This is a genomic window from Shewanella sp. SG41-4 (assembly GCF_014164505.1).
GTDB lineage: Bacteria > Pseudomonadota > Gammaproteobacteria > Enterobacterales > Shewanellaceae > Shewanella.
The window spans coordinates 1-4,503 of the sequence record NZ_JACJFI010000284.1 but is presented as its reverse complement, the minus strand read 5'-3'; the positions used below and the strand labels follow the sequence as shown (position 1 = coordinate 4,503).

Annotated in this window: 6 protein-coding genes; 4 read left to right on the top strand and 2 right to left on the bottom strand. The window is 41.2% G+C overall.

Going from position 1 to position 4,503, the window contains the following annotated elements; genetic code table 11:
- On the bottom strand, positions 1-277 hold a 277-nt coding region (locus H5202_RS18185), incomplete at its 3' end, for a LysR family transcriptional regulator (protein WP_182773313.1).
- A 508-nt stretch (positions 278-785) separates the two neighbouring features.
- Here H5202_RS18185 and H5202_RS18180 point away from each other — a divergent pair.
- Genes H5202_RS18180 through H5202_RS18165 form a run of 4 tightly spaced genes read left to right on the top strand, consistent with a single transcriptional unit; the run spans position 786 to position 3,540 of the window.
- Complete coding sequence (locus tag H5202_RS18180) at positions 786-1,427, top strand: peroxiredoxin (protein WP_182773312.1); 642 nt, start codon at positions 786-788, stop codon at positions 1,425-1,427.
- A gap of 56 nt (positions 1,428-1,483) precedes the next feature.
- Complete coding sequence (locus H5202_RS18175; protein ID WP_182773311.1) at positions 1,484-2,353, top strand: MBL fold metallo-hydrolase; 870 nt, start codon at positions 1,484-1,486, stop codon at positions 2,351-2,353.
- A gap of 14 nt (positions 2,354-2,367) precedes the next feature.
- Entirely contained in the window at positions 2,368-3,120 is a 753-nt protein-coding gene (locus H5202_RS18170; RefSeq protein ID WP_182773310.1) for a sulfite exporter TauE/SafE family protein, read from the top strand.
- A gap of 15 nt (positions 3,121-3,135) precedes the next feature.
- Positions 3,136-3,540: a rhodanese-like domain-containing protein gene (locus tag H5202_RS18165; RefSeq protein WP_182773309.1), complete on the top strand. Its 405-nt coding sequence runs from the start codon at positions 3,136-3,138 to the stop codon at positions 3,538-3,540.
- A 134-nt stretch (positions 3,541-3,674) separates the two neighbouring features.
- Here the strand turns inward: H5202_RS18165 and H5202_RS18160 are convergent.
- The coding region (locus H5202_RS18160; RefSeq protein ID WP_182773308.1) for an MBL fold metallo-hydrolase at positions 3,675-4,503 on the bottom strand (829 nt) is incomplete at its 5' end.

Below are 4,503 nucleotides of genomic sequence, written 5' to 3'. Positions count from 1 at the left end.
TGAACACATCCTGGTTCATGATCTGATTCATATCATTAATCATCTGCTTAACACTTGGGCCTAGTCGTCGTGCTAATGCAGTGGCGATGAGTGAATTGCCATGACGATAGAATAATTCATCATGCAAACTTTCTCTTAGCTGACTTAAGGTTTTACTCACCGACGATGGGCTTAGACATAACCGCTCAGCACAAGCTGTGACACTGAGGGTATCAAGCATCACATGCAAAGTGATCAAGTGTTTCATACTGATACGTGAAAGCTTGGCCAATTCCATTTACGAATTACTCTTTCTAAGTCATATATTTGATTACGAAAATATAAACCTAAATGATATTACGGTATAGGCTTCACAAGCATAATCAAGACCCGCTTCACATTGCTATCGGTTAAATAAATTTTTGTTCCGCAATCAGCTCTATTTCTAATCCATATAATGCGGCTTTATGCTCAGACTTGTTGATTACACACTTCAGAGACCTTACTGCTAACACCAATATCGCTTGATCGGTTTTGCTATTGCGACAATTAACGTGGTCATTTTTGTCTTTTGTGCCATTTATGTCACTAGTTAAACACAACTTATTGTGTGGCTAATGTAAAAATTATCTAACAACTAATCACATCTAAAATTTTAACTCATAAAATCAGATACTTATTTTTATTTACGTTATTTATTATCATCTAACCAATATTGGCCTAGCAATTGCTATTACTAAGTACATTTGCAATCTACTTTACAGATTAGAGTTGCATTAACTTAACCATTTTTTTGGAGTAATAACATGACTGATTCTATTGTTTCTTTTCCGCAATTAAACCGCCCAGCCCCTGCGTTTAACGCAAAAACAACACATGGCATGCGCTCACTTACTGACTATAAAGGTAAGTGGCTCGTGTTGTTCTCCCATCCTGCGGATTTTACCCCTGTGTGTACGACTGAGTTTATTGGCTTTGCTCAACGTGCAGAAGAATTTGCCAAGCTTAATACTGAGTTACTCGGTTTATCCATCGACAGTGTTCATTCCCATATCGCTTGGGTACGTAACATTGAAGAAAACTTTGGCGTTGAAATAACCTTCCCGATTATTTCCGACTTATCAATGGAAGTGGCTAAAGCCTACGGCATGATCCAACCCGGTGCGAGTGACACAGCTGCCGTTCGCGCAACCTTTATTATCGATCCCGAAGGTATGTTGCGTGCCATGGTGTATTACCCAATGAGTAATGGTCGTTCTATAGATGAATTTGTTCGATTAGTAAAAGCACTGCAAACCAGTGACGCCAATGGCGTTGCTACCCCAGAAAACTGGCAACCTGGCGATGACGTTATAGTGCCACCACCAGCAACAACTGCTGACGCTAAAGCACGATTATCCCAGGGTTATGATTATGTAGATTGGTATTTTAGTAAGAAGTCGCTTTAACCCGTGGCAAGCACAGGGACGCTTAGTCCCTGTGCACTATTTAACAGGAGCTTGTGATGATTTCAACCTTTAGTGTCCATGAATTTTTAGATGAAGACAGTGAAACGTTCACTTATGTTGTTGCTGATAATACCACATCGTTTGCTGTGATTATTGACCCTGTTTTAGACTTTGATTATAAATCAGGTCGAACAGACACACGAAATGCCAATCGGGTTTTACATTGGATTGAACGCCAAGCGTTAACCGTCAAATGGATACTTGAAACCCATGCTCATGCCGATCATTTATCTGCTGCCAGTTATTTACGTGACAAAATTGGTGGCCAAATTGGTATTGGCGAGCACATCACCGAAGTCCAGCAGACTTTTAAAAAGGTATTTAACCTAGACGCTAGCTTTTTGCCTAACGGCAGCCAATTTGACCATCTATTTAAACATAATGAGCAGTTACAAGTCGGTAATATGACCATTCGTGTTATGCACACACCGGGTCACACTCCAGCTGATCTTGCTTATATTATTAATGAGCAGGCCGCCTTTGTTGGAGACACCATTTTCATGCCAGATGTGGGTACCGCTAGGTGTGATTTCCCAGGTGGGGATGCCAATACTTTGTACGATTCCATTCAGGCATTATTTACTCTCCCAGATACAACAGATATCTATGTGTGTCATGACTACCCTACTGAGGGGCGCGGGCATCAATTTAAAACTCAAGTCATCCAACAGAAACAACACAATATCCATGTTAACAACACTATTACCAAATCTGCTTTTGTGACGCTTCGTCAACAACGAGACGCCACATTGCCGATGCCCAGGCTGATATTGCCCGCGATTCAAATCAATATTCGCGCAGGCCAAATGCCTGCCCCTGAAGACAACGGCACTGTGTATTTAAAAATCCCGATTAACCAGCTTTAAACTTAAGAGTAATCATGATGATACAAGCAATCATTGGCGCATTATTAATTGGTTTAGTGCTGAGTGTATTAGGGTCTGGTGGCTCCATCCTTACTGTTCCGGTGTTGCTTTACCTTATTGGAATGCAACCCCAATTAGCTATCGCTTCGTCATTGTGCATTGTGGGTGCTATCAGTTTAATCAGCAGCATAGGCTTTATTAAGCATAAAAAAGTCTCTTGGCCTCATGTGTTTTTATTTGGTTTACCTGGCATGGTAGGCACCTATTTAGGCGCATGGCTCAGCAGCTTTTTTAGTAGCGACATACAACTCACTGTGTTTGTTCTTTTGATGCTCATTGGCGCGGTGATGATGTGGCGAAATCAATCTAGCCGCTACCAAGCTGGCAAACTAAATATCGCTAAAATCTTGTCGCAAGGATTAGCGGTTGGGGTTGTCACCGGTTTTGTGGGTGTAGGTGGTGGTTTTTTAATTGTGCCTGCACTGGTGTTACTTGGCGGTATTGAAATGTCACTGGCTATTGGTACCAGCTTACTGATTATTTCGATGAACTCACTGGTCGGTTTTGCTAAATATTACTCATTACTTTCAAGTAAAGGGGTTGAGTTTGATTGGTCGATTATTGCCATCATGATTGCAGGCGGACTTGTCGGCAGTATTGCTGGCCAATGGATAAATCAATATTTACCCAAAGCGATTTTACAAAAAATATTTGCCGTGTTTTTAGTGCTAATGGCGCTATTCATTGTAACTAAATCCATTATTTAACATCACGAGGTACACATGAAAACTGCCCAAGAATACATAAGTGAGATTAAAACCCACATTATTGAAGTGAGTACCCAAGAACTACTGACGGCAATGCTTAACCCTGATGTGATCATTATCGATGTTCGTGAGCATGATGAGTTTACGACGGGCCATATAGAAGGCGCGGTGAATTTTCCTCGTGGCGTATTAGAGATGAAAATACACGAGCATCCTTTAGTCAGTCATCACTGTGAGTGGGTATTGGCGTTAAATGAACTAGCTGATAAAGACATATACCTTATTTGTCGAACCGGTGGCCGTTCTGCACTGGCTGCAGCATCATTACAGAATATGGGCTTTAGCAAACCTATGTCTGTCGCCGGTGGCATGATGCAATGGCAACAAGATGGCTTTCCATTGGTGCCTCATAGGAAATAAATTAACTTAACATGAGTCAGCGTTATGTGGCTCATGGCTTATTATTTACTGATGGCTGCGGTTAATGGCTAACGGTATTAATTGTTAACGGTATTAATTGCTAACAGTGTTAATGACTGATTGTGTATTCACTTTTAGAGTTGGTTAAGCGGAATTTTAAGATAGTAGTTATCCCTACCTTCAGCTATTGGCATATTACCCGCACGAATATTCATTTGAATAGCGGCTAATAATAGTTGCTGTATGTCAGAGCCAATATGGCGTTGTTGATGCCGTTTAATAAACTCTGCTAGGGTGACATTTCCCCCTACCACACTGTTATAGCGTTTTTGCGCAATCACCGATGTTTCTAACCCATTATCCGCTCGTTTTTGTGCATGTGGATCATGGCCAACAAACACACGAGTGCAATTTGGTAATGCCAATATTCGTTGAATTGAATGGTACAAGGTTATTGCGCTGCTATTAGGGAAATCAGCATTAACGGTGCCTAACTCCGGCGTAGACAACGTGTCGCCAACAAACACAACATCTTCAATGAGATAACTGACGCAGGTTGGTGTATGACCCGGTGTATGCATAATGTGAATATCTAAATGCCCCAGTTTAATGAGTTCTTCATCCACAAATAATTGTTCAAATTGCTCGCCATTACATTTAAAACTATCATCAAGATTCAGTAATCGCTTAAAGGTATGCTGAACTTTGGTGATGTGCTCGCCAATTCCGGTCATCCCTCCGCGTTTTTTCTTGATATAACAGGCAGCAGAAATATGGTCGCTGTGGGCATGGGTTTCTAAAATCCATTCAACTTCAAATCCATGTTCATCGATGTGCTCAATGATGCTATCAGCAAAACTCGTGCTTATGGTGCCAGATGCCATGTCAAAATCTAAAACAGGATCAATAATCGCACATTGACGGGTAGCAATATCTGTCACCACATACGTAATCGTATGACTA

What these genes read in the sequence shown, in the direction of transcription:
- H5202_RS18170 (WP_182773310.1), top strand. Translation starts at nt 2,368, where the DNA reads ATGATGATACAAGCAATCATTGGCGCATTATTAATTGGTTTAGTGCTG.
- H5202_RS18175 (WP_182773311.1), top strand. Translation starts at nt 1,484, where the DNA reads ATGATTTCAACCTTTAGTGTCCATGAATTTTTAGATGAAGACAGTGAA.
- H5202_RS18165 (WP_182773309.1), top strand. Translation starts at nt 3,136, where the DNA reads ATGAAAACTGCCCAAGAATACATAAGTGAGATTAAAACCCACATTATT.
- H5202_RS18180 (WP_182773312.1), top strand. Translation starts at nt 786, where the DNA reads ATGACTGATTCTATTGTTTCTTTTCCGCAATTAAACCGCCCAGCCCCT.